Origin of the sequence: Promicromonospora aerolata (assembly GCF_042682255.1) — a bacterium.
Classification (GTDB): domain Bacteria; phylum Actinomycetota; class Actinomycetes; order Actinomycetales; family Cellulomonadaceae; genus Promicromonospora; species Promicromonospora aerolata.
Genome location: NZ_JBHUHF010000001.1, coordinates 4,700,203 through 4,724,630, shown reverse-complemented (window position 1 = coordinate 4,724,630; position 24,428 = coordinate 4,700,203). Strand labels below are relative to the sequence as shown.

General features: G+C 71.2%; 21 protein-coding genes and 1 tRNA gene. 12 read left to right on the top strand and 10 right to left on the bottom strand.

From position 1 onward, the window contains the following. Positions 1-144 precede the first annotated feature (144 nt). From ACFSL2_RS21110 to ACFSL2_RS21095, 4 genes are all read left to right on the top strand, one after another. The gene (locus ACFSL2_RS21110; protein ID WP_377199722.1) at positions 145-2,187 is read left to right on the top strand and encodes a glycoside hydrolase family 15 protein; all 2,043 of its coding nucleotides are present in this window, start codon (positions 145-147) and stop codon (positions 2,185-2,187) included. Positions 2,188-2,306: 119 nt separating this feature from the next. Next, positions 2,307-3,221, top strand: a complete 915-nt coding sequence (locus ACFSL2_RS21105; RefSeq protein WP_377199721.1) for an alpha/beta fold hydrolase — start codon at positions 2,307-2,309, stop codon at positions 3,219-3,221. Beyond that, entirely contained in the window at positions 3,214-3,876 is a 663-nt protein-coding gene (locus ACFSL2_RS21100; protein ID WP_377199720.1) for a TetR/AcrR family transcriptional regulator, read from the top strand. Before ACFSL2_RS21105 ends, ACFSL2_RS21100 begins: the two co-directional genes overlap by 8 nt. Then, positions 3,873-4,568, top strand: coding sequence for a hypothetical protein (locus ACFSL2_RS21095; RefSeq protein WP_377199719.1), 696 nt, complete (start codon positions 3,873-3,875; stop codon positions 4,566-4,568). The genes ACFSL2_RS21100 and ACFSL2_RS21095 overlap by 4 nt, the downstream gene beginning before the upstream one ends. Positions 4,569-4,715: 147 nt before the next feature. Here the strand turns inward: ACFSL2_RS21095 and ACFSL2_RS21090 are convergent, their stop codons facing one another. Next, positions 4,716-5,618: a Bax inhibitor-1/YccA family protein gene (locus ACFSL2_RS21090; protein ID WP_377199718.1), complete on the bottom strand. Its 903-nt coding sequence runs from the start codon at positions 5,616-5,618 to the stop codon at positions 4,716-4,718. Between the two features lie 222 nt (positions 5,619-5,840). Between ACFSL2_RS21090 and ACFSL2_RS21085 the strand changes: the two genes are divergently transcribed. The 6 genes from ACFSL2_RS21085 to ACFSL2_RS21060 all read left to right on the top strand — a co-directional run bounded on the left by ACFSL2_RS21085 (position 5,841) and on the right by ACFSL2_RS21060 (position 11,741). Further along, on the top strand, positions 5,841-6,794 hold the full coding sequence (locus ACFSL2_RS21085) for an ABC transporter ATP-binding protein (protein WP_377199717.1): 954 nt from the start codon (positions 5,841-5,843) through the stop codon (positions 6,792-6,794). Continuing rightward, positions 6,791-7,678: an ABC transporter permease subunit gene (locus ACFSL2_RS21080; RefSeq protein ID WP_377199716.1), complete on the top strand. Its 888-nt coding sequence runs from the start codon at positions 6,791-6,793 to the stop codon at positions 7,676-7,678. The genes ACFSL2_RS21085 and ACFSL2_RS21080 overlap by 4 nt, the downstream gene beginning before the upstream one ends. Before the next feature lie 168 nt (positions 7,679-7,846). Then, complete coding sequence (locus tag ACFSL2_RS21075) at positions 7,847-9,898, top strand: catalase (RefSeq protein WP_377199715.1); 2,052 nt, start codon at positions 7,847-7,849, stop codon at positions 9,896-9,898. A 163-nt stretch (positions 9,899-10,061) separates the two neighbouring features. Beyond that, positions 10,062-10,277 (top strand): hypothetical protein, encoded by a 216-nt coding sequence (locus ACFSL2_RS21070; protein WP_377199714.1) that lies wholly within the window; start codon positions 10,062-10,064, stop codon positions 10,275-10,277. Between the two features lie 82 nt (positions 10,278-10,359). After that, positions 10,360-11,058: an ArsR/SmtB family transcription factor gene (locus ACFSL2_RS21065; protein WP_377199713.1), complete on the top strand. Its 699-nt coding sequence runs from the start codon at positions 10,360-10,362 to the stop codon at positions 11,056-11,058. 80 nt (positions 11,059-11,138) lie between these two features. Next, positions 11,139-11,741: a ClpP family protease gene (locus ACFSL2_RS21060; RefSeq protein ID WP_377199712.1), complete on the top strand. Its 603-nt coding sequence runs from the start codon at positions 11,139-11,141 to the stop codon at positions 11,739-11,741. 7 nt (positions 11,742-11,748) lie between these two features. On the opposite strand, the gene ACFSL2_RS21055 is transcribed toward ACFSL2_RS21060, so the two are convergent. Continuing rightward, entirely contained in the window at positions 11,749-12,240 is a 492-nt protein-coding gene (locus ACFSL2_RS21055) for a helix-turn-helix domain-containing protein (RefSeq protein ID WP_377199711.1), read from the bottom strand. 154 nt (positions 12,241-12,394) lie between these two features. Here ACFSL2_RS21055 and ACFSL2_RS21050 point away from each other — a divergent pair, with 154 nt between their 5' ends. Further along, positions 12,395-14,635: an excinuclease ABC subunit UvrA gene (locus ACFSL2_RS21050; protein WP_377199710.1), complete on the top strand. Its 2,241-nt coding sequence runs from the start codon at positions 12,395-12,397 to the stop codon at positions 14,633-14,635. Positions 14,636-14,650: 15 nt separating this feature from the next. Here ACFSL2_RS21050 and ACFSL2_RS21045 read toward each other — a convergent pair. The 8 genes from ACFSL2_RS21045 to eno form a co-directional block, all read right to left on the bottom strand. Then, positions 14,651-14,724 (bottom strand) — tRNA-Leu (locus ACFSL2_RS21045). Positions 14,725-14,884: 160 nt separating this feature from the next. Beyond that, positions 14,885-16,342 carry an NAD(P)/FAD-dependent oxidoreductase gene (locus tag ACFSL2_RS21040; RefSeq protein ID WP_377199709.1) on the bottom strand — a complete coding sequence of 486 codons (1,458 nt, stop codon included), beginning with the start codon at positions 16,340-16,342 and terminating at the stop codon, positions 14,885-14,887. A 224-nt stretch (positions 16,343-16,566) separates the two neighbouring features. Next, a complete protein-coding gene (locus tag ACFSL2_RS21035) occupies positions 16,567-17,997 on the bottom strand; it encodes a hypothetical protein (protein ID WP_377199708.1) in 1,431 nt (476 codons plus the stop codon). Further along, positions 17,994-18,326: a PadR family transcriptional regulator gene (locus ACFSL2_RS21030; protein ID WP_377199707.1), complete on the bottom strand. Its 333-nt coding sequence runs from the start codon at positions 18,324-18,326 to the stop codon at positions 17,994-17,996. Before ACFSL2_RS21030 ends, ACFSL2_RS21035 begins: the two co-directional genes overlap by 4 nt. 109 nt (positions 18,327-18,435) lie before the next feature. Beyond that, a complete protein-coding gene (locus ACFSL2_RS21025) occupies positions 18,436-19,386 on the bottom strand; it encodes a Ppx/GppA phosphatase family protein (protein ID WP_377199706.1) in 951 nt (316 codons plus the stop codon). Positions 19,387-19,489: 103 nt separating this feature from the next. After that, positions 19,490-19,990 (bottom strand): DUF501 domain-containing protein, encoded by a 501-nt coding sequence (locus ACFSL2_RS21020; protein ID WP_377199705.1) that lies wholly within the window; start codon positions 19,988-19,990, stop codon positions 19,490-19,492. 41 nt (positions 19,991-20,031) lie between these two features. Further along, complete coding sequence (locus ACFSL2_RS21015) at positions 20,032-21,051, bottom strand: FtsB family cell division protein (RefSeq protein WP_377199704.1); 1,020 nt, start codon at positions 21,049-21,051, stop codon at positions 20,032-20,034. 215 nt (positions 21,052-21,266) lie between these two features. Beyond that, complete coding sequence (eno, locus tag ACFSL2_RS21010) at positions 21,267-22,547, bottom strand: phosphopyruvate hydratase (protein WP_377199703.1); 1,281 nt, start codon at positions 22,545-22,547, stop codon at positions 21,267-21,269. A 335-nt stretch (positions 22,548-22,882) separates the two neighbouring features. Here eno and ACFSL2_RS21005 point away from each other — a divergent pair, with 335 nt between their 5' ends. Next, on the top strand, positions 22,883-24,379 hold the full coding sequence (locus tag ACFSL2_RS21005) for an ABC transporter permease (RefSeq protein WP_377199702.1): 1,497 nt from the start codon (positions 22,883-22,885) through the stop codon (positions 24,377-24,379). Positions 24,380-24,428 lie beyond the last annotated feature (49 nt).

Below are 24,428 nucleotides of genomic sequence, written 5' to 3'. Positions count from 1 at the left end.
TCGTTCCACGAACTTTTCGGGGCGGCTGCGTCGACCGCTCGCGCAGGGGCTGTGCAGGGCCCGTGTACGGCACGACAACGGGTTCCGCGCGTCACACAGGTACGGCTTGCCACGTGCGCTCGACGTGCGGAACCCTTGAGTCTCATGACGCTCGAATCGATTGAGCCACTGGGCGCCGACGCGGCCTCCACGGCATCCGGCACGTCCCCTCGGCGCCGCCAGACCTCGAAGCCCTCGAAGCCCCAGAGCTCGGGTCCGGTCAAGGGACATACGTCGAGCGACGGCGCCTCCCCGCGCGCCTGGGACGGCCGCAGCAAGTTTCCGCACATCGGGGAGTACGGGTTCCTCTCGGACTGTGAGACCAACGCACTGATCGCGCCCTCGGGCAGCGTCGAGTGGATGTGCGTACCCCGACCGGACTCACCCAGCATCTTCGCCAAGATCCTCGACCGGGGAGCCGGCTACTTCCGGGTGGGACCGCACGGGGTGCGGGTGCCCGTCGCCCGCCGCTACCTGCCCGGCACGCTCATCCTCGAGACCACCTGGCAGACGCCGACGGGCTGGCTCGTCGTGCGCGACGCCATGCTGATGGGCCCGTGGCACGACCTCGAGTCACGTTCCGGCACGCACCGCCGCACCCCCACCGACGACGACGCCGAGCACATCCTGCTGCGCACCATCAAGTGCGTGTCGGGCACGGTGGACCTCGACGTCGTGTGCGAGCCGCGTCCCGACTACGCGCGGTCCGAGGTCGACTGGGAGTACGAGAACAGCGGCTACTCCTCGGTCGTGGCGCACACCGGCGACTCGAACCCGGACCTGCACCTGCGCTCCAGCCTGCGGTTCGGCCTGGAGGGCAAGCGGGCCACCGCACGCACCCGGATGACGGAGGGCGCCACGCACTTCGTCGCGATGTCGTGGGGCTCGCAGAGCGCACCGACCACCTATGCGGGCGCGCTCGACGCGATGTGGCGCACCGAGCGGTTCTGGCGCGACTGGATCACGCAGGGCGAGTTCCCCGACCACCCGTGGCGCATCTACCTCCAGCGGTCGGCACTCACCCTGAAGGGCCTGACCTACTCCCCGACCGGCGCGCTGATCGCCGCGGCGACCACGTCGCTGCCGGAGACGCCCGGCGGTGAACGCAACTGGGACTACCGGTACGCCTGGATCCGTGACTCGACGTTCGCGCTCTGGGGCCTGTACACCCTGGGGCTGGAACGCGAGGCCGACGACTTCTTCGCGTTCATCCAGGACGTCTGTCGGGACAACCGCCAGCTCCAGATCATGTACGGCGTGGGCGGCGAGGAGACCCTTGAGGAGTTCGAGCTGCCGCACATGTCGGGCTACGAAGGGGCGCAGCCGGTCCGGGTCGGCAACGCCGCGTACGACCAGAGCCAGCACGACGTGTGGGGCGCGGTGCTCGACTCGGTGTGGCTGCACGCCAAGTCGCGCGAGCAGCTCCCCGAGTCGCTGTGGCCCATCCTGAAGCGACAGGTCGAGGAGGCCGCGAAGCACTGGCACAAGCCGGACCGGGGCATCTGGGAGGTGCGCGGCGAACCGCAGCACTTCACCAGCTCCAAGCTCATGTGCTGGGTGGCGATGGACCGGGGCGCCAAGCTGGCCCGGCTGTACGACGAGCACGACTACGCCAAGTCGTGGCAGAAGATCGCCGACGAGATCGCGGACGACATCTGCACCAAGGGCGTGGACGAGCGTGGGGTGTTCACGCAGCGCTACGGCGACCCGGCGCTCGACGCGTCGCTGCTGCTCGTGCCGTTGCTGCGGTTCCTGCCGTCGGACGACTACCGGGTCCGGGCGACGGTGCTCGCGATCGCGGACGAGCTCACCGAGGACGGTCTGGTGCTGCGCTACCGCACCGAGGAGACCGACGACGGCCTGCAGGGCGAGGAGGGCACCTTCACCATCTGCTCGTTCTGGCTGGTGTCGGCGCTGGTCGAGATCGGCGAGGTCGAGCGGGCCAAGTCGCTGTGCGAGCGGCTGCTCGGCTACGCGTCCTCGCTCAACCTCTACGCCGAGGAGATCGAGCCGGGCACCGGACGGCACCTGGGGAACTTCCCGCAGGCGTTCACGCACCTGGCGCTGATCAACGCCGTCATGCACGTCATCAAGGCGGAGACCGGCGAGGCGGAGAAGGGCTACTTCGGAGTCCACCGCCCGGTCTGACCCCCCTCGTTGAGTGCTGGGTATCCGCGAGTCGGCTGCGTCCGGTCCCGCAGATACCCAGCACTCAGCGTGTCCCGGGGGGGTTGTGTCCTCTGGCTAATAGGCGTAGCTTTACGGCTATGACAACCAGCCAGAGTGGTTCGCTCACCTTCCTGCCCAGGCTCGAGGGGCGCATCGCCTACCGAGACACCGGGGCCGGCCCCCTGGTCGTCGCCGTGCCCGGCATGGGCGACCTCCGGTCCACCTACGACGACGTCGCACCGGCCCTCGTCGACGCCGGCTTCCGCGTCGTCGTCACCGACCTGCGTGGCCACGGGGACTCGGACACCACGTTCCGCACGCACGGCGACGACACGACCGGCGCGGACCTCGTCGCACTCGTCGAGCACCTCGACGCCGGGCCGGCGGTCCTGCTCGGCAACTCGATGGGAGCCTCCGCCGCGGTCTGGGCCGCCGCGGAACGTCCCGAGCTCGTGCGCGGCCTGGTCCTGCTCAGCCCTTACCTGCGGCAGCCCGGCTCGGCGGCCATGCAGCGCGCCCTGCGGGTCGTCTACCGGATCCTGTTCGCCCGCCCGTGGGGTGCGGCGTTCTGGGGTTCCTACTACTCCATGATCTCCAAGGGACGTCGCTCGCCCCGGCACGCCGAGCACGTGCGCGCCGTCCGGGACGCGCTGCGCGAGCCGAGCCGGCTGCACTCCCTCCGCGACCTCGCCGTGGCGCTCGACCACTCCGTCGTCGAGGCCCGGCTGCCCGCGGTCCAGGCGCCGGCCCTCGCGGTCGTCGGCGCGCTCGACCCCGACTTCTCGGACCCTGCGGCCGAGCTGACCTGGGCGACCGACACGATCGGCGCCCGCGGCGTCCTGATCCCCGACGTGGGCCACTACCCGCAGCACCAGGCGCCCGACGTCGTCGTGCCCGCCGTGCTCGAGTTCCTCGCCGGGCTGCCCGCGCTGCCGGACGCCGGGCACGCCACGCAGGCCCCCGCCACGCAGATCCCCGGCACGCAGGCCGAGGACGGTGGTCGACGTGCCTAGGGCCGGCCTGTCCCCGGACGCGGTGGTGCGCCTGGCCCTCGAGGTCGTCGACGCGGGCGGGCCGAGCGGGTTCGCCGACCTCACGCTCGCCAAGGTGGCCGCGCGGGCGGGCGTCGCGGCCCCCAGCCTCTACAAGCACGTCGGATCGCTCGCCGACCTGCGGCGCGAGGTCACCATCATCGCCGTCCGCGAGCTCACGGCCGCCGGCACGTCGGCGACCGTGGGCCGCGCCGGGGCCGACGCGCTCCACGCCCTCGCCGAGGCCTGGCGCCGCTACGCACGGGCCTACCCCGGCCGGTATGTGGCCACCCAGATCGGCGCGGACCCGGACGACCCGGCCGATGACCGACACCGTGCGGCCGGTGAGGAGGGCGTCCAGACGGTGGTCGCCGTACTGCGCGGCTTCGGCCTGCCGGACGAGCGCGTGATCGACGCCGTCCGCGCGGTCCGCGCCGGCGTGCACGGCTTCGTGACCCTGGAGCTCGGCGCCGGCTTCCGCAGGCGGGAGGACCTGGACCAGAGCTTCGCCGTGCTGCTCGACATGCTCGTGGCGGGCGTGGCAGCCCTCGCGACTCCCGCGGCACCCCAGGCTCCCGCGGCACCCCAGGACTCCACCACGCCCCAGGACTCCACCACGACGAGGAGCCCCCGATGACCGTTGCGCGCTGGACCGCGGTCGCCTTCGGCGCGGCCGGGGTGGCCTTCCTCCTCTTCCCGCTGCTGCGCCCCTGGCCCGACGAGTCCGTCGCCACGACGGACCTGGCGGTGGCGTTCGCGTCCGACCGCTGGGTGCTGTCGCACCTGTGCGGGATCCTCGGCCTCGCCCTGCTCGCCCCCGCGCTGCTCGGCCTGCGGACGGTACTCGCCCGTGGCGGCGCGCCCGACGACGGCGGTGCGGGTCCGGGCGGCAGGGCCGGCGTCAGCTCGGCGACGTGGGCCCTGATCGCCGCCTGGGTCGGCGCCGGCCTCGCCGCCCTCTACTTCGGCGCCGAGATCTTCGGCCTCCGCACCATCGCGGAGGCCGCCCTGCGGGAGGACGACCTCGGCCTGCTCGCCGACGTCGAGGTGCTGCGTACGCAGCCGTGGGCCATCACCCTGTTCGGTGCCGGGCTGCTCCTGATCGCCGGGGCCGGGGTGCTGGCCGCGGTCGCCTTGTGGCGGGCGGGAACGCGTCCGAGGTGGGCGGGCGTGCCGCTCGCGCTCGGCCTGGTGCTCGTACTCCCCCAGTTCTTCGGTGGTCCCGAGCTGCGCATCACGCACGGCGCCCTGGTCGCGGCCGGATGCCTGCTGGCAGCTGTGGCGGTGCGCCAACTCTCTCGCCCGAGTGCAGACATGGTCGCGGCTTGACCGAGTGCAGTCATGGTTGCGGTTTAGCGGCGTGAAACCGCAACCATGTCTGCACTGGTCGAAGTCTGCAGCTGGCCGGATCACGACGACGGCCCGGCGTCTTCCGCGAGGAAGGCGCCGGGCCGTTGTCTCGTACAGCGAGTGGTATCAGTCGCTGAAGAGGCTCTGCAGGATCGTCAGGAGCCGCAGCATCTCGATGTACAGCCAGATCAGCGTCACCAGCAGACCGAAGGCCGCCGCCCACGCCATCTTGGCGGGGGCCCCGCCCTCGACACCACGCTTGATGGAGTCGAAGTCGAGGATCAGCATCATGGCGGCCAGACCAACGGCCACGATGCCCACGACGACGCCGAGCCAACCGGAGCGCATGCCCCAGCCGTCCAGCACGCCGAACATCACGAGGCCGAAGTTGACCAGCGAGAACACCGCGTAGCCGGCGACCGCGATCAGCAGCCAGCGCGTGAACTTGGGCGTGACACGCACCCGGCCGCTCTTGAACAGGAACAGCGCGGCCGCGAAGGTCGCGATGGTGCCGAGCACCGCCTGCACCACGACGCCAGGCGCCATGGACTCCATGACCTTCGAGATGCCACCCACGAAGGCGCCCTCGAAGACCGTGTAGGCCACGATCAGCGCCGGGCTCGGGTTCTTCTTGAAGCTGTTCACGAGGCCCAGGACCAGGCCGCCGATCGCGCCGACGATCATGACCGTGAACATCAGGGGGGTCGGTACCAGCGTCCACGTCGCCGCGGCCACCACGACCAGGAGGGCGAGCAGCCCGCCGGTCTTGATGATCACGTCGTCGTAGGTCATGCGCCGGGTGTCCGCCGTGGTGGCGGACGGCGACTTGTACATCGCGTCGAGCTCCGACGCGTCCATGGGCTGTCGGCCCGCGGCGCCGTACTGACCATACTGGCCAGGCTGCGGCGGAGTGCCATATGCGGGAGTCTGGTTGGGGTAGGTGGCGGTGCCGCCGCGGCGTGCGCCAGCTGCACCGGTGCGACGGGGCTCACCGAAGACGTCGCTTCTCGAAAAGACGGGGTTGCTCATCTGCTCCTCCTGGTCTGTCTGACCATCCTAGGGAACGCTGGGAAGGCCTCAGGAGTTCCCGGGTCATACCTTCGGATGAACTACGTCCGTCCAGGGGATGATCCGTGCCGGTTATGGGTGCGGAGCGCGCCATCGGCTCCCTAGTCTCGTAGTGACCGGACTTTGCAGTGACCGCCAGTGACCGCAAGCCACCCCGCATGCCACCAGATGGAAGGGCAAGCAATGATCGAGGCCAGAGGCCTGACGAAGAGGTACGGCGCGAAGACCGCCGTGGACGGTGTCACGTTCACCGTGCAGCCGGGCCAGGTGACGGGCTTCCTGGGCCCGAACGGCGCCGGCAAGTCGACCACCATGCGGATGATCGTGGGCCTGGACCGGCCCACCGCCGGGACGGTCACGGTGAACGGCAAGCCGTACGCCGAGCACCGCCGTCCGCTGGCGGAGGTGGGCGCGCTGCTCGACGCCAAGGCCGTGCACACCGGCCGCACCGCACGCAACCACCTGCTCGCCATGGCAGCGACACACGGCATCCCGACCACCCGCGTCGACGAGGTGATCGAACTCACCGGCCTGCGGCCCGTCGCGACCAAGCGCGTGGGCGGATTCTCGCTCGGCATGGGCCAGCGCCTGGGCATCGCCGCGGCCCTGCTCGGTGACCCGCGCACGCTCATCCTCGACGAGCCCGTCAACGGGCTCGACCCGGAGGGCGTGCTCTGGGTGCGCAACATCGCGAGGTTCCTCGCGTCCGAGGGCCGCACCGTCTTCCTGTCCAGCCACCTCATGAGCGAGGTCGCCCTGACGGCCGACCACGTGATCGTGATCGGCAAGGGCCGCATCCTCGCGGACGCCCCCGTCTCGGAGATCGTCGACGGCGCCGAGCGCAAGCTCGTGCGGGTCCGGTCACCGCAGGCCACGGAGCTCGCCGAGCTCCTCAAGCGCCAGGACGCCCAGGTGGACGACGTCGAGCCCGGCCTGCTGGAGGTCCGCGGCACCGACGCGGCCGCCGTCGGCGAGCTCGCCGCCACCTCGAAGATCGTGCTGCACGAGCTCACGCCCGTCGCGTCCACGCTCGAAGAGGCGTACATGTCGCTGACCGCTGATTCGGTCGAGTACCAGTCCGAGGACATCGCGGCCCACGCGGGCACGCAGTCCGATCTCGAGGGGAGCAAGGCATGAGCGCGACGGTCACGGCTCCGGCGGGCGGACCGGCGTCGGGCACGACGGCGGGGCACACCCCGGTGCAGAACGTCACCTTCTGGCGCGTGCTGCGCTCGGAGTGGATCAAGCTGTGGACGCTGCGCTCGACGTGGTGGACGCTCGGTTCGACCGTCGTGGTGATGGTCGGTTTCGCCCTGATGATGGCGCTCATCGTGCAGCTCGTCGGGAACGAGATGGAAGGTGCGGCGCCCGAGGACCAGGCCGCGATGGGCGGGATGCTCAACGGCACGATGGTCGTGAGCGCGGGCTTCGAGATGGCGGCCCTCGTGGTCGCGGTGCTCGGTGCGCTCATGATCACGGGCGAGTACTCCACGGGGATGATCCGGTCGACGTTCGCCGCGGTGCCCGGGCGGCTCAGCGCGTTCTTCGGCAAGGCAGTGGTGCTGCTGGGGGTGACGGCGGTACTCATCGCGGTGTCGCTCGCACTGGGCTGGCTCATCACCTTCCCGATCCTGGACGCCAACGGCGCCACGGTGGACTTCGGCGACAGCACCCAGGTGCGGTCGCTGCTGGGTACGGTCCTGTACGTGACGCTCGTGGCGCTGTTCGCGCTGGGGCTCGGCGCCCTGCTCCGGCACACCGCGGGTGCGATCTTCACGGTGGTGGCCGTCTTCCTCGTGGTCCCGACGATCTTCCAGATCGCTACGTTCGCCGCCGCCCAGCTGGAGTGGGTCGGCGTGGTGAACAAGCTGCTGCCGAGCGTGGCGGGCGCACAGATCACCCCGAACGCCGGTGCGTTCGCTGACGTGCTCGACCCCTGGGTGGGCATCAGCGTGCTGGCCGGCTACACGGCGCTGGTCCTGGCCGGCGCCGCGACGCGCCTCAAGCTCCAGGACGCGTAGCACACCTGCCCTCGCGGCCCCGCGGCCCGCACCGACGTCCCACGGACGCACGGTGCGGTCCGTGGGGCCGAGTCGTTCCGGTCGCAGGCCGCCACGCGCTGCGCCATCGTAGTTTGCGGACCTGAAGAAGCCGGGCCCCGATCCTGAACCCGATCGGAGGGGCGCACCATGGCGCGCGACAGCAACCCCGTCCACCACGCACCCGACCTGCACGCCCAGGAGGGCGATCGCCTGACGACGGCGCAGGGCGTAGGCGTGGACGACACGGACCACTCCCTGACCGCCGGACCTCGCGGCCCCGTGCTGCTCGAGGACCACCACCTGCGCGAGAAGATCACGCACTTCGACCACGAACGCATCCCGGAACGGGTGGTCCACGCCCGTGGCGCCGGCGCGCACGGCGTCTTCCGGGCGTACGGCAACGCGGCGTCCGTGACCAAGGCAGCGTTCCTGGCCACCCCGGACGAGGAGACCGAGGTCTTCGTCCGCTTCTCCACGGTGCTCGGCTCCCGCGGCTCCGCCGACACGGTGCGCGACGTGCGCGGTTTCGCCACCAAGTTCCACACCCGCGAGGGCACCTTCGACCTGGTGGGCAACAACTTCCCGGTGTTCTTCATCCAGGACGCCGTGAAGTTCCCGGACATCATCCACGCGGGCAAGCCGGAGCCCGACCGGGAGATCCCGCAGGCGCAGAGCGCGCACGACACGTTCTGGGACTTCATCGGCTCCCACACCGAGTCCACGCACATGGCGATGTGGGCGATGTCCGACCGAGGCATCCCGCGCAGCTATCGCACGATGGAGGGCTTCGGCGTCCACACGTTCCGGATGGAGGCGACCGACGGGACGACGTCGCTCGTGAAGTTCCACTGGAAGCCGCACCTGGGCGTGCACTCCCAGGTGTGGGAAGAGGCCCAGATCACGCAGGGCGCCGACCCCGACTTCCACCGCCGCGACCTCTACGACGCCATCGCGGCAGGCGCCTACCCGCAGTGGGAGCTGGGGCTGCAGATCATGCCCGACACCACCGACGAGACGTTCGAGGGCATCGATCTGCTGGATCCCACCAAGATCGTCCCGGAGGAGATCTGCCCCGTGCAGACCGTCGGGCTCCTGACGCTCACCGAGGCGCCGGAGAACTTCTTCGCGGAGACCGAGCAGGTCGCGTTCCACGTGGACCACGTGGTGCCAGGCATCCAGGTCACGAACGACCCGCTCATGCAGGGCCGGCTGTTCTCCTACCTGGACACGCAGCTCAGCCGGCTCGGCGGACCCAACTTCGCCCAGCTGCCGGTGAACCGGCCCCGGACCCCCGTGAACGACATGTTCCGGGACGGGATGCACCAGCAGGCGGTGCACTCGGGGATCGTGGCCTACAAGCCGAACCAGATCGACGACGACCTCCCGCGGACCTCGCCCGAGGGTGAGGACGCCTTCGTCACGGTCCCCACCCCCGTGTCGGGCGAGAAGGGCCGCCACCACCCGGTGTCCTTCACCGACCACTTCAGCCAGGCCCGCCTCTTCTGGCTCTCACTGACACCGGTCGAGCAGGCGCACGAGGTCGAGGCGTTCACGTTCGAGCTCGGCAAGTGCCTGCGCCAGGAGGTCAAGGAGGGGGTGCTCGCGTCGCTGGCGTGCGTGGACACCGACCTCGCCGCGCGGGTAGCTGCGGGCCTGGGCCTGCCCGTCCCCGACGGGGAGGTCCCCGACGGCGTCGTCGCCTCTCCCGCGCTGTCCCAGATCCCGGCCGAGCCGGGCCGCGTCGACGGCCGGGTGGTGGGCGTCCTGGTGGCGGACGGCGGTGACCTCTCGCCGGTTGCCGACCTGCGGACCGCGTACGCCGACGAGAACGTGGTAGTCCGGGTCGTCGCGGCCCACGGCGGGGAGATCTCGGGCGGGTCGGGCGAGACGGAGACCGCGGAACGCACGCTGCTCACCACGCGCTCGGTGGAGTACGACGCCGTCGTGGTCGCCCCGGGCGTCGCCGGCAGCCCGGTGGCGACGGAGCCGCGCACCGCCGTCCTGCTCCTGGAGGCGTATCGGCACGGGAAGGCGATCGTGGCCCTCGGCGACGGCGACGGCGTGCTCGCCACCGCCGGCGTCGACACCTCTGCCCCGGACGTGCTGACCTGCGACAGCGTGCGGGACTGCGTGCAGCCGCTGCGCGACGCGCTCGGGATGCACCGCTCGTGGGAGCGGCTGGCGATGTTCGCCGGCTGAGCCGGACCGGCCCCTGGGCGGCATCCGGGCGCCGGCGGAGGCGCATCTCGATGACCAACACTTCTTTGCAAAGATTTCCTTGCAAAGAAGTGTTGGCCTGCGTAGAGTGCGGGTCACGGGCCAGCCCGGCCGACCATCCGCACCCGAGCCAGGGAGAACCGCGATGAGCACCTACGCACCGACCGTCCGGACCGCCGTACCGCAGCCCGTCGGGATCCTGCTGACACTGGCGGTCGCCACCCGTACGCGTCCGGCGACGCCGAGCCCCGACGACCGCGCGGCGCGGCGTCGGGAGAGGGAGCGTGCCGAGAGGCAGCGCGCCCAGGCCGAGCGGGTGCGCGACAACTCGGCGGCGCGCCACCCGCTGGCACTGCGCTGACCCGACGGGCGTCTGCGCTGACGGACGGGCGTCTGCGCTGACGATCCGATCTCGTCGACGGCGAGTGGGTAACGTCCTGCCTATGGCGACAGCACGCAAGGACCCCCCGGACAGGCAGGCGGACCGGGACGCCCGCTCATCGTCGGGGCGGCCGGCACCCCGGGCGGCGCCGGACCCGTCCGCGACCGCAGGCCCGCCGGCCGAGCTCGGCCCGGCGGCTCTGCGCGCGCTCGCTCATCCGCTGCGCATCCGCATCCTCGACCTGTTGCCGATCCGCGGGCCGCTCACGGCCAGCAAGCTCGGCGAGATCGTCGGGGAGTCCAGCGGATCGACGAGCTATCACCTCCGCCAGCTGGCCAAGCACGGACTCGTCCGCGAGGTCGAGGGCAAGGGCACAGCCCGCGAGCGCTGGTGGGAACGCACGCCGGGCGGGTTCAGCATCTCCAACGCGGGGAAGGACTCCCCCGCCGGCCGACAGACTGCCGAGGCCGTCAACATAGAGTTCTTGCGCCTGCGCAACGAACGCGCGATGCACTTCCTCCGCGCGGGTCAGGAGGCGGACGAGGAAACCGTGGCGGCATGGTCAGGCAGCGTCACGTTCGCCACGGCGAGCAGGTGGGCCACTCCGGAACAGATGAAGTCGCTCGTCCAGGCGTGGGACCGCTTCACGATGGAGCACCTGGAACCGCTGAGCCGGCACGAAGGCGAACCCGGCGCCATCCCGTTCGAGATCCACTTCGATGTGTTCCCGACCATCGACCCCCAGGGCAACCCGCTCTGAGCCGCCCGGTCTGCCGTCAGCAGATCTGCGACGGGCAGAGTCCACTCCCCCGCGGCGCCGTCCGGCGCGATGGTGGAGGCATGACCGAGACGAGCCACAGCCAGCCCTTCGACGATCATCTCGCGACGCGCCTCCTGCACCAGCGGATCGTGCTGATCGGCAGCGAGATCGACGACACCGTCGCCAACCGCGTGACCTCCCAGCTCCTGCTGCTCTCCGCCGAGGACTCCGACGGCGACATCAGCCTCTACATCAACTCGCCCGGCGGATCGATCAGCGCGGGACTCGCCGTCCACGACACGATGAAGCTCCTGCCGAACGCCGTCTCCACCGTCGCCGTCGGGTTCGCGGGCAGCATGGCCCAGTTCCTGCTCAGCGCGGGCACCCGGGGCAAGCGGTTCGCGCTGCGGCACGCGCGGATCATGATGCACCAGCCGTCGGGCGGCATCGGCGGCACCACGAGCGACGTCGTGATCCAGGCCGAGAACATCCGGCACGTGAAGGACCTCGTGACCCGGCTGCAGTCCGAGCACACGGGTCAGCCCGTCGAGACGGTCGCCGCGGACTCGGAGCGGGACCGCTGGTTCACCGCCGAGCAGGCGCTCGCCTACGGCATGGTCGACAAGATCGTGGACCAGGTGGACGACGTCCGGCCCGGCGGGAAGCGGCGCGCCGGGCTCTGACCCGGCCTCAGGCCGCCAGCAGGACGACCTCCGCGCGCTGATCGGCGCCCGAGGCGCCGGCCGGCGCCGCATGCTCCGGCTGGAGCGGGTGCCGCGACGACGAGAATCCCGCCGCGCGGCGGGCACCGGACGAGAGCACCCGAACCCGGCGGCTCTCGTCCTGGGCCGCCAGCGCGAGAGCCAGCTGGGCCCAGGCGCGCTCCACGAGATCGACCAGACGCATGCCGAGCGCCTCGCAGACGGCGGCCAGCACCTCGGAGGACGCCTCCTTGCGGCCCCGCTCGATCTCGGACAGGTAGGCGGTGGAGACGCGTGCGTCCGTGGCGACGTCGGCCAGCGTACGGCGCTGCTCGCGTCGGGTGGTCCGCAGGATGCCACCCACCAGATCACGGAGCAGTGGTTCGCGGGTGTGCTCGAGCGTGCCGGGTCTGGTGCCGGTGCTCTCGTTCGCGGTGCCGAGCCCAGCAGTACGTGCGGTACCCCTTGAGATCATTGCCATCTGCCCACTCCCGCCGTTGGTACCCGTCACGCTACCCAACCCCGCCGAGGTCCCGAGTCGTTCCGCCGTCTGCTCGTGGCGTAACGACGGAGGGCGAGCCACGGTGCGTGTCAGTGGCTGCTGGCACCATGGGACCACCGACCAGGAGAGGACAGTGGTGTTCGGATCTATCGAGGTGCGCGGGGCCCGCGAGAACAACCTGCAGGGTGTCTCCATCGACATTCCCAAGCGGAAGCTCACCGTCTTCACGGGGGTCTCCGGATCGGGCAAGAGCTCGCTCGTGTTCGGCACCGTCGCCGCGGAGTCGCGGCGCCTGATCGACGAGACGTACTCCGCGTTCCTCCAGGGGTTCATGCCGTCCCGTCCACGTCCTGACGTCGACATCCTGTCCAACCTGTCCGCGGCGATCGTCGTGGACCAGGAGCCGATGGGGGCGAACGCCCGCTCGACCGTCGGCACCGCCACGGACGCCTACACGATGCTGCGGGTCATCTGGTCGCGGCTCGGCCGGCCGCACATCGGCGGCTCCAACCTCTTCTCCTTCAACGACCCGCAGGGCATGTGCGGCACCTGCGAGGGCCTGGGCCGCGTCTCGGCCGTCGACACGGAAGCTCTCGTGGACCGCGGCAAGTCGCTGAACGAGGGCGCCATCACGTTCCCCAACTTCGGCGTCGGCTCCTGGTACTGGAAGGTCTACGCCGACTCCGGTCTGTTCGACGTCGACAAGCCGCTGGCGGACTACAGCGACACCGAGTGGCACGACCTGATGTACGGCGCCGAGCGAAAGATCGTCTCGGGCGGCATCAACGTCACCTACGAGTCGCTCGTCCCCAAGATCACCCGCCTCTACCTGGTCAAGGACGTCGAGTCGATGAAGGGGGCGATGCGCGCGGCGGTGGACCGGCTCGCCACGTTCACGTCGTGCCCGGCGTGCGGCGGCACGCGGCTCAACGATCGGGCGCGGTCGTCGCTCGTCAAGGGCACGCACATCGGCGAGGCGGCCGCCATGCAGCTCACCGACCTGGCCGAGCTGGTGCACGATCTCGCCGACCCCCAGGTCCAGCCCATCCTCGACGGACTCAACGACCTGCTCGCCACGTTCGACCAGATCGGCCTGGGGTACCTGTCGCTGGACCGCGAGTCCTCGTCGCTGTCGGGCGGAGAGGCGCAGCGCACCAAGATGGTGCGACACATGGGTTCGGCACTCACCGACATGACCTACGTGTTCGACGAGCCGACCATCGGTCTGCACCCGCACGACGTGCGGCAGATGAACAACCTGCTGCGGCGCCTGCGGGACAAGGGCAACACGGTGCTCGTCGTGGAGCACAAACCCGAGGTCATGGCGGCGGCCGACCACCTCGTCGACATGGGGCCGGGCGCAGGGACGCACGGCGGCACCGTGGTGTACGAGGGCGACCTCGACGGCCTGCGCACCTCGGGCACGGCGACGGGCAAGCACCTGGACCAGGCGATCACGCTCAAGAGCACGCCCCGCACGCCGACCGGGATGCTCCGGATCGAGCACGCGAACCTGCACAACCTCCAGGACGTCTCCGTCGAGGTCCCGCTCGGTGTGCTCGTCGCGGTGACCGGTGTCGCCGGCTCGGGCAAGAGCTCGCTCATCCACGGCTGCCTGCCACGCGACGGCGTGACCTTCGTGGACCAGTCGGCGATCCGCGGGTCGCGGCGCTCCAACCCCGCCACCTACACCGGGATCCTCGAGCCCATCCGCAAGCAGTTCGCCCGCGCGAACGGCGTCAAGCCCGCGCTGTTCAGCGCGAACTCGGCCGGGGCCTGCCCCGAGTGCAAGGGCGTGGGCCTCATCTACACCGACCTCGCCTTCATGGCGGGCGTCGCGAGTGTGTGCGAGGTGTGCGGCGGCAAGCGGTTCACCGAGGAGGTGCTCGGCTACACCCTGCGCGGCAAGAACATCGCCGACGTCCTCGCCATGTCCGTCGAGGAGGCGCTGGGCTTCTTCACGGAGAAGTCGGTGCTGCCCATGCTGTCCCGGCTGTTCGACGTCGGCCTGCACTACATCTCGCTCGGACAGCACCTCAACACGCTGTCCGGCGGCGAGCGGCAGCGGCTCAAGCTCGCGATCGAGATGGGCGGCGACACCCCGGCCTTCGTGCTGGACGAGCCGACCGCCGGTCTGCACATGCAGGACGTGGACAACCTGGCCGGCCTGCTCGACCGGCTCGTCGACTCCGGCCGGTCGGTCATCGTCGTGGAGCACAACCTGTCGGTCGTGGCGCGCGCCGACTGGGTGATCGACATGGGACCCGGTGGTGGGCACGACGGCGGGCGAGTCGTCTTCGAGGGCACCCCTGCCGACCTCGCCCGTGCGGAGCGGTCGCTGACGGGCCGCCACCTCGCGGAGCTGGTCGGCTGAACCGCGGGTACCGCGTGCCCCCACCCGGATTCGAACCGGGACTGTGCCGGGTTTAAGCCGGCTGCCTCTGCCAGTTGGGCTATGGGGGCGCACCGCAGAGACTACCGAGGTCACGTCACCGAGACCCAGGGCGGAGCAGGAGCAGAGCGAGACAGAAACCGGAGCGGTCTACCCTCCGAGCGGTGCTCGGCAGAGCTCAGTCTCGCTGCGGTCCTGTCTCGCCCTGTTTCTTCTCCGGCGGAGCGGGTGTCAGTCCTTCGCGCCCGTCTCGGCACGGGACGCGGACGACTCCGCCTTCTGGTCGACCTTCTCGCCCTGCGGCTTCGGCGGCACGGAGGCGTTGCGGAACTCCTGGCGCGGGTCGTGCAGCGAGCCGAGCGAGACCAGCTCGCGACCCATCAGGAACTGGCCGATCCAGCCGATCAGGATGCGGATCTTGCGGTTACCCGTGGGCATCGCCATGACGTGGTAGCCACGGTGCGCCACCCAGGCCGGGAACCCGCGCAGCTTGACGAAGCCGAACAGCTCCGCGACCCCCTTGTACAGGCCCAGCGATGCGACGACGCCCAGGTTCTTGTGGTCGTAGTCGACTGCGGGCTTGTCCTTGTAGAGCGCGACGATGTTGTCGGCCAGGCGCACGGCCTCACGGATGGCGTGCTGCGCGTTCGGCGGGCAGAACTTGCCCGGGTTGTGCACGTCGGGCACGGCGGCGCAGTCGCCGGCCGCCCAGGCACCCTCGATGACCTCGCCGTCCTCCGTCGCCATCTGCAGCGTCGGGAGCACGATGGCGCGGCCCATCTTGTCGGCCGGGAGGTCGGACGACTCCTTGATGACCGGATTCGCCTTGACGCCCGCCGTCCACACGATCGTCTCGGTGTCGAACTCGACGCCCGTGGAAGTCACCACGTGCCCGTCCACGCAGGACGAGAGGAACGTGTTGAGGTGGAACTCGATGCCGCGCTTCTTCAGCTCGGCGAGCGCGTACTCGCCCATCGGCTCCGTGACCTCGGGCAGAATGCGGCCGGCGCCCTCGATCATGACGAACCGCAGGTCGGAGGCCTCGATCGTGTTGTACTGACGCGTCGCGTAGCGCGCCATGTCCTCGATCTCGGCGAGAGCCTCGATACCGGCGAACCCGCCACCCACGAACGTGAACGTCAGCATCCGCTTGCGCAGGTCGGCGTCCCACGTGGAGGACGCGACGTCCAGGCGGTTGATGACGTGGTTGCGGACCGCGATGGCCTCTTCGACGTTCTTGAAGCCGATGGCCGCTTCCGCGAGGCCCGGGATGGGCAGCGTGCGCGACACGGAGCCGAGGCCGATGACCAGCTGGTCGTACGTCACCTCGTACTCGTCGCCCGACTCGGGCTGGATCTTCACGGCCTTGCGGCCGTGCTCGATCGTGGTGACCTTGCCCTGCAGCACGTCGATGCCCTTGAGCGCCTTGCGGTGCGGTGCGACGACGTCGCGGGCGTCGATCGACCCCGCGGCCGCCTCGGGCAGGAAGGGCGCATACGTCATGTACGGCCGCGGGTCGACGACCACGATGGCCGCCTCCCGCTTCTTCAGCTTCTTACGCAGGCGGCGCGCCACGTAGAGGCCGACGGACCCGCCGCCGAGCACCACGATGCGCGGCACCTTCCGCGGGCGCGGCGTGCTCGCCGCATCGGAAGCATGGCTGACCGAGGTCAGGTCGTTCTGAGGCATGATTCCCAGGGTACCGCGCGGTTCGCATCCGTACTGACACGACGAAGAGCGGCGTGGGCGTGATGCACACCACGCCGCCATCGCCGCTGCAGGAACTTCCTCGATCCTCTGGCCGTCACAACGGACCACTGCCACCGGAGGTTCCCGGTGGACGGAAGTCCGCCGCGACCAGCCGGCCCGGGTCAGCCGACCCGGGCCGGTCGGCCCGCTTCGATCGGCACGAGTCAGTCGGCCTGCGTCGCCTCGAGCGTCGGCTCCGGGAACTCGGTGCCCGACGCCGGACGCTCGCGCGGGTGCACCGGCTCACCACCGGTACCGCTCATCGGGCGGTCGGCGCCGGGTCGGCCCTGAGCCGGCTCGTCGGACGCGTCGGTACCCGAGCCGGCACCCGAGTCGGCTCCGGCGTCAGTACCCGAGCCGGCATCGGCGTCGGAACCCGGCACGGGGCCGTCGTCCTCGATGGCTGTTGGGGCCTTGAGGAACGGCCACGGCATGTCCTGCGGCCGCACCCCCGTGGGCGGCAGCGGGTACGGGGCGAGGTCCTGTCCGGGGCCGTTGTAGTCGTCCAGCTCCGGCCCGTAGTAGTCGTCCTGCTCGGGCCCGTAGTAGTCGCCCTCGGAGCCGAGGCCCACCTCGTCGGCAGGTACCGCGCTGAGGGGGAAGACGTTCCACCGGGTGCGACCGTCGGACGAGGTGGTGGGCTGGAAGTTCCACGAGCCGGCGACGTCGGGCACGGACCAGGTGTTCCAGGTCGCGCTGTCGCTGATCGTGCGAACCGGCCGGCCCCGGTCGTCGAAGAGCTGCACGTCGCGGATCGGGTCACCCGCGGCGTCGTAGGCGAAGATGTTGCTGACCTGCATGCCCTCGACCCAGATGCCGTCGGTTCCGGCCATGCGCCCGTCGCCCCCCGTGCTCGCCTGGGAGAACTGAGCCTCGTTGAACCCGTCGGCCCAACCCGCGTCGTAGCTCCCTGAGGTCACGACCGAACTGCTCTCGGCCGCGACGTCGGACACCAGGGGGATCGCGAGGACTCCGGCGGCGACCGACGCGACCGCGACGGCACGGGGGAACCACGCCCAGCGCGGGACCCACCTGCCGCGTCCCCACTGGACACTGACGACGATGGCCGCGACGACGAGGATCCGACCACCGGTCGAGGACGGCCAGAGCGTGACGTCCATCCCCGCCGCCCACATGACGACCTGTGCGCCGACCCAGCCGCGCAGGATCCACCATGCCGGAGCGAGGGAGCGCGCGAAGTCCGCGAACGCGGCCCAGCCCGGCGTGCTCGTCACCGGTCGCCAGGCGGCACGCCACCGCTCGGCCACCACGGTCCAGGCGTCGCCGATCACGCGGCCCGGTCCACGCCCTGTGCGCCCCGCCGGCGCCGGCGCCGGCAGCCCGGCCGCCGCGCGCAGCTCGGCCGCGTACTCGTCGGCGGGCCCGAACTGATCCGCGAGGTCGAACGCCTGGGTCCCGACCGCGTCGGCGGTGGCGACGTCGGCGTCCAGGACCGCCTCGGTGAGATCGGCCTCGAGCCCGTCGGTCAGGTCGTCCGCCACGTCCGGACCGAGGTCGACGAGGTGCCGACGCACCGCCTGTGCGTAGCTCCGAACGTGCGCGGACAGGGCGTCGCTGCTGGTGATGGTGTTCATCGAGCTTCCTCGTTCCTCTCGCCGAGAAGTCCGGCCACCGTGTCGGCGAACTCCTGCCACTCCTTGCGCTGGGTCTTCAGGGCCTCCCGCCCATGCGGGGTGATGCCGTAGTACTTGCGGTGCGGCCCGGCCTCCGAGGGCACCACATAGCTGGTGAGCGAGCCGCTCGCGTACAGACGGCGCAGGGTGCCGTAGACGGAGGCCTCACCCGACTCGACGCCGCTGGCACGCAGACGCCGGACGATGTCGTACCCGTACCCGTCCTCCCGCTCGACGACCGCGAGCACCGCGGCGTCGAGCACTCCCTTGAGCAACTGCGTTGTATCCACGAGATGCACGGTACCGCGCAATGCGCGATAGCGCGACGATGCGCCGCACCTCGTCCGGCGATGCCGCGGTACCGGGTCCGTGCGGGGCGACCGGTCCGGTCCCCGTACCTCACGCCATGGACAGCGCGATCCCGTCGAGGATGTCGTGCTCGCTCGTCACCACGCTGGTCAGCGATCCGCCGGCCGCCTGGACGTCGGTCGCGACCCGGCTGATCACCTCCGACCAGACGAGCGCCCCCGCTGCGATCACGTCGACCCGGCCCGGATGCAGAAAGCCCATCGCCGTCCGTTCCGCACGCGGCGCCGCGAGCAGGGCCTCGCAGGAGGCCAGCACCGCTGAGACGGGGAGCTCTGCCTGGTTCACCCGCTCGCGCCGGTACTCCGTCAGCCCCAGCGCGTGCGCGGTAACCGTGGTGATCGACCCGGCCAGCCCCACCAAGGTGGCGGTCTTCGCGAGCGGGACCACGCGGGCGGCGTCGTCCAGGTGGGCTCGCACGTCCGCGCGGGCCGCCTCGATCTCGCCGGCCGACGGCGGGTCGCCGTGCAGGTGCCGCTCCGTCATCCGCACCGATCCGACGTCCATCGAGACGCTCGCGTCCACCGAGCCCGTGCCGAGGACCAGCTCGGTGGATCCGCCGCCGAGGTCGACCACGAGAAACGGGCCGCCGTGCGCCTCGGCGACCGCCCCGGTGGCGCCGCGGAACGACAGCTGCGCCTCCTGGGCGCCGGTGATGACCTCGACGCCGACGCCGAGCGCGTCCCGGACACCGCCGAAGAACTCGTCCCGGTTGCGGGCGTCACGTGTGGCCGACGTTGCCACGAACCGCACCCGCTGGGCTCCGGCCGCCTCGATCGCCGCCGCATAATCACGGGTCACGGCGAGGGTGCGGCCGAGCGCCTCCGGCGCCAGCTCGCCCGTGCGGTCCACGCCCTGGCCCAGCCGCACCACCTCCATGCGGCGGTCGAGCTCCGTGAGGTTTCCGGCGGCGTCGACGTCTGCGACCAGCAGGCGGATCGAGTTGGTGCCGCAGTCGATCGCGGCTACGCGAGTGGAAGTCACACGAGGATTCTTCCAGGCGACCCGGCCGTCGGAGGCCGACGTGCCGGGTTCGCGAGAAACCTCACGTGATCGTGGACGCGGCGACCCCGCACGGGCGAGTGGGTCAGCAGGTGCAGCGGTCGGGACGCCAGGTGTCCCTCACCATCGCCAGCGCCTCGTCGCCCAGCGGGTTCACACCCGGACCGGCGGCGAGGGCGTGCGCGAAGAGGACGTGCAGGCACTTGACCCGAGTCGGCATCCCGCCGGCGGAGATGCCGGCGATCTCGTCCACCTGAGCGATGGCCTCGCGCTGCGCGAGATAGTGCTCGTGCGCCTTCTGGTAGGCGGCGGCGAGCTCCTCGTCCGACTCCAGCCGCGCCGTCATCTCCTTCATCACCCCGTTCGCCTCGAGCGTCGAGGCGGCGGCGACCGCGCCAGGGTGCGTCAGGTAGAAGACCGTCGGGAACGGGGTGCCGTCCGGCAGGCGAGGCGCGGTGCGCGCCACCGTCGGACGGCCGCACACGCACCGCGCCGCGATCCCCACGACGCCGCGCGGCTCGCGGCCGAGCTGCTCGGCCAGGACCCGCAGGTCGTCGTCGGACACGGTTTCAGTCGCGGTGTTCACTCACCCATTGTGGCCCAGCCGGTGGGCTGGACCCAGCCGACCTACTCGTCGCCGCCCGCGATCCGCACGGAGTCCCACACGCTGGTGTACCAGGGAGCCCCCGCATCCTCGGACGCACCCGGTGACGGCTCGACGACGCCGGGCGCCTGTTCCTCCTCCTGCACGGAGTCCGTGTCGAGCGGGCGCCACACCTTGTCCCCCGGCATGACGAACCGGAACCGCGACCTGGCCTGCTCGATCACGTACGACCGGTCGTCCCAGCGGGCCAGCTCCGTCTCGAGCTCCGCCTTCTTCTGCTGCTGCTGGCTCAGCTCGGCGCGCAGCTCGCGCAGCTCGGCCTGCTGTGTCACGACGGCACGCACGGTCGGCAGCAGCAGCACCACCGCGAGGAGCAGCACCACGGACAGCACCATCGCGCGGACCGTCAGCACCTCGGGCAGCACGAGCCCGAAGCTGCCCCGCTTGCGGTCGGCGCGAGCCGGCCGGGTGGGGGGCGCGACGCTGCCGGTGACCGCGCTGCGACGACGCGGCTGCGTGGGCCGCTTCGCCCCACCGCCGGCCGTCGACTTCGCCCCGCCGCCGGAGGTCGATCGGGCGCCCCGCGGAGCGGCACCCGAGCGGGCGGCCGCGGGCCGGGCTGCCGGCCGGGCGGAGCTGGTCCGGGCCGCGGGCCGGGCGGCGGTCGTTCGCGGGGCCGCGGCACGGCGGCTCGCCGACGACGGCGCGGCGGGCTTCCGACCGGCGCCCTTCGCCGTCGTCCCCTTCGGCGTCGCGCCCTTCGCAGCCGTCCCCTTCGTGCCCTTGGCGGTCGAGCCCTTCGCACTCTTCGCCGCAGAGCCCTTCGCCGCCGCACCCCTCGGCGTCGCACCCCTCGGCGTAGCACCGGACGGCTTCCTCGGCGCGGCCTTGCCCTGCGCCGACGGCGGCGTCCGTGCCGCTCCCCGGGCCTTCTTCCCCCCGGCGGCGCCGGTGCCCGAGGCCGCACGCTGGGTCGACGACGGGCGCGCACCCGGGTCGCGCGCCGAACCCGAGGGCCGCGCCGGGCGACGTGAGGAAGGCATGGGTCGATTGTGCCGATTCGCCGGGCCTTTGTACCGGCATTACCTCCGGCGCGCCGTGTGTCGAACCTGTGGAACCCAAAAAGTTGTCAGACACACCAAGACGTGTCAGACGTACAGGTCACTCACGTGACCTGAGCGTCTGACACGTCCGGGGTGCCTGACAGCTCCGCGCAGCTGGCCGCGCGCGGCTCAGCCCGCGGTGCGCGGGGCCGGTATCAGCCCTGGAAGCGCGGGAACGCCGACCGGCCGGCGTACGTGCCGGCCTCGTCGAGCGCCTCTTCGATGCGCAGCAGCTGGTTGTACTTGGCGATGCGCTCGCCACGGGCGGGGGCACCGGTCTTGATCTGGCCGGCGTTGGTCGCGACGGACAGGTCGGCGATGGTGGTGTCCTCGGTCTCACCGGAGCGGTGCGAGGTCATCGTGGTGAAGCCGTTGCGCTGCGCCAGCGTCACGGCGTCCAGCGTCTCGGTGAGCGTGCCGATCTGGTTGAGCTTGACCAGCAGCGAGTTCGCCGACTTCTCGGCGATGCCGCGGGCGAGGCGCTCGGGGTTGGTGACGAACAGGTCGTCACCCACGATCTGCACCTTGTCGCCGACCTTGCTCATGAGCCCCGCCCAGGAGTCCCACTCGTCCTCGGACAGCGGGTCCTCGATCGAGACCAGCGGGTAGTCCGCCACGAGCTGCTCGTAGTACGCGATCATCTCGTCCGGCGTCTTCTTGCCGCCCTCGAACGCATACACACCGTCCGAGAAGAACTCCGTGGCGGCGACGTCGAGCGCGAGCGCGACGTCCTTGCCCGGCGTGAGGCCCGCCCGCTCGATCGCGACAAGGATCAGGTCGAGCGCCTCGCGGTTGCTGCCGAGGTTCGGCGCGAAGCCGCCCTCGTCGCCCAGACCGGTGGCCAGGCCCTTCTCCTTCAGCACGGACTTGAGGGAGTGGTACACCTCGGTGCCGGTGCGCAGCGCCTCGCGGAACGTCGGGGCACCGATCGGCGCCACCATGAACTCCTGGACGTCCACGTTGGAGTCCGCGTGGGACCCGCCGTTCAGGATGTTCATCATCGGCACGGGCAGCACGTGGGCGTTCGGGCCGCCCACGTAGCGGAACAGGTCCAGGCCGGCGCTCTTGGCGGCAGCCTTCGCGACGGCGAGCGAGACACCCAGGATCGCGTTGGCGCCCAGCTTGCCCTTGTTCGGGGTGCCGTCCAGGTCAAGAAGTGCCTGGTCGATGATGCGCTGCTCTTCGGCGTCGTACCCGACGAGCTCGGGGGCGATCTCGTCGTTGACGGCCGCGACCGCCTTCTCGACGCCCTTGCCCAGGTAACGGCCCTTGTCGCCGTCACGCAGCTCGACGGCCTCGAACGCGCCGGTCGATGCGCCGGACGGGACGGCCGCACGGGCGAAGGTGTCGTCGTCCAGGACGATCTCTACCTCCACGGTGGGGTTGCCGCGAGAGTCGAGGATCTCGCGTGCTCCAACGGCTTCGATGCTAGCCACGGAATCTCCTTCTAAGGATGTTGCTCGGAGGTTACGGCCCTCAGCCTAGAACGTCCGTCGAGCGGGCGGGCAACCGTCCACCGTCCGCCCACCGCCCGGCACGCGGGCCGCGGGGCGAAGCGCTACGCCCGCGATTCACAGGGTCACCACAGGTCGACGACAGGTCCACCACAGTGAGCCGACCTAGCGTTCCGATCGTCCGGCGCAGACCGCCCCGCGGAGCTACCCGCTCCGCCCGCTCGCCCGTTGCCCGGGCAGATCGGCAGAGCCCGCGAGGCGGTCCGCGCGGACACCAACGTCCCCGCACGTCCACTCCGGACCCCAGGCAGGAGCCCATGTTCTTCACCTATCTGCGCAGAGAGCTGCGCAACCGACGCAAGCAGACCGTCGTGGTCGCGATCGGTCTCGCGGTCGCCATCGCGCTGGTCATCGTCGTCAACGCGGTCTCGACCGGTGTCAAGGAGGCCCAGGCCGAGGTGCTCGAGTCGGTCTACGGCGTCGGCACCGACATCACGGTCACCCAGGACCCCGGCGCACCCGGAGAGGGCGGCGGCCGGAGAATGGAGCTCGGCGCCCCCATGGCCGAGGCGCTGGACACCCGTGTCGACGAAGACCACCTCACTACCGCGATAGGGGCGATGCCCTTCGACGACGCCGCGTTGGAGCAGGTCTCCGGGCTCGACCACGTGTCCGGGGTCGCCGGGGCGCTCGACCTGCAGAACCTGTCGTTCTCCGGCGAGATGCCCAGCGCCCCGGTCGGCGGCGGTGACGGCAGCGGCACCGTCACGACGGAGCCGGGCGACGACGGCGGCCCGTCCAGCGGTGCCCCCTTCGAGATCGAGCAGTTCACGGTGACCGGCCTGGACCCGGAGGCCGCCGCCGTCGGACCGCTGACCACCGCCGAGGTCACCGAGGGCCGCACGCTGGAGGCGGACGACAAGAACGTCGCCGTCGTCGACAGCGCCTACGCCACGTCGGAGGAGCTCGCCGTCGGCGACACGATCGCCGTGGGTGGCAGAGGCCTGGAGATCGTGGGCATCGTCGCGTCCTCGTCCGGCGAGGGTGTCGCGACGACGTCCGACGTCTACGTCCCCCTCGCCGTCGCCGCGACCCTCGCCGACCTCTCCGACCAGGTCACCGACCTCTACGTCCAGGTCGACTCCGCGGAGAACGTGGAGGCCGTCGCCGCAGCGATCGAGGCGGAGCTTCCCGACGCCTCGGTGAGCACCCAGTCCGACCTCGCCGAGGGTGTCACCGGGTCGCTCGCCACGGCGTCCGACCTGATCGGCACGCTGGGCACATGGCTGAGCGGCATCGTGCTCGCGGCGGCGTTCGGCCTCGCGATCCTGTTCACGGTCTCGGGCGTGAACCGGCGGACCCGCGAGCTCGGCACGCTCAAGGCGATCGGCTGGAGCCGGAACCGCGTGGTGGGCCAGGTCGCCGGTGAGTCCGTCGTCCAGGGACTGATCGGCGGCGGCGCGGGCCTCGCGCTCGGGGCGTTGGCGGTCTGGGCCGTCAACCTCGCCGGCATCACGCTGAGCGGCGCGTCGGGCGGGGGCTTCAGCATGGGTGGCCCCGTCGGGCGGGCGCCCGAGGGCGCGCTGCCGGACGGCGGGGCGGCGGCGGCAGGCGACAGCTTCGGTGCCGCCCCCATCGGCCTGGCGGACGCCGCGGGCAGCGCCGTCGACGTCGTCCTCCAGGCGCCGGTGAGCCTGTGGATAGTCCTCGCGGCCGTCGGGCTGGCGGTGCTGGGCGGGCTGCTGGCCGGGATCGTCGGCGGGCAGCGTGCGGCGAAGCTGCGCCCCGCCGAGGCCCTCCGTTCCCTCGGCTGACCAGTCGCCCGACCCGCCGCCCGACTCGACCGCCGCCTGAGAGGCAGAC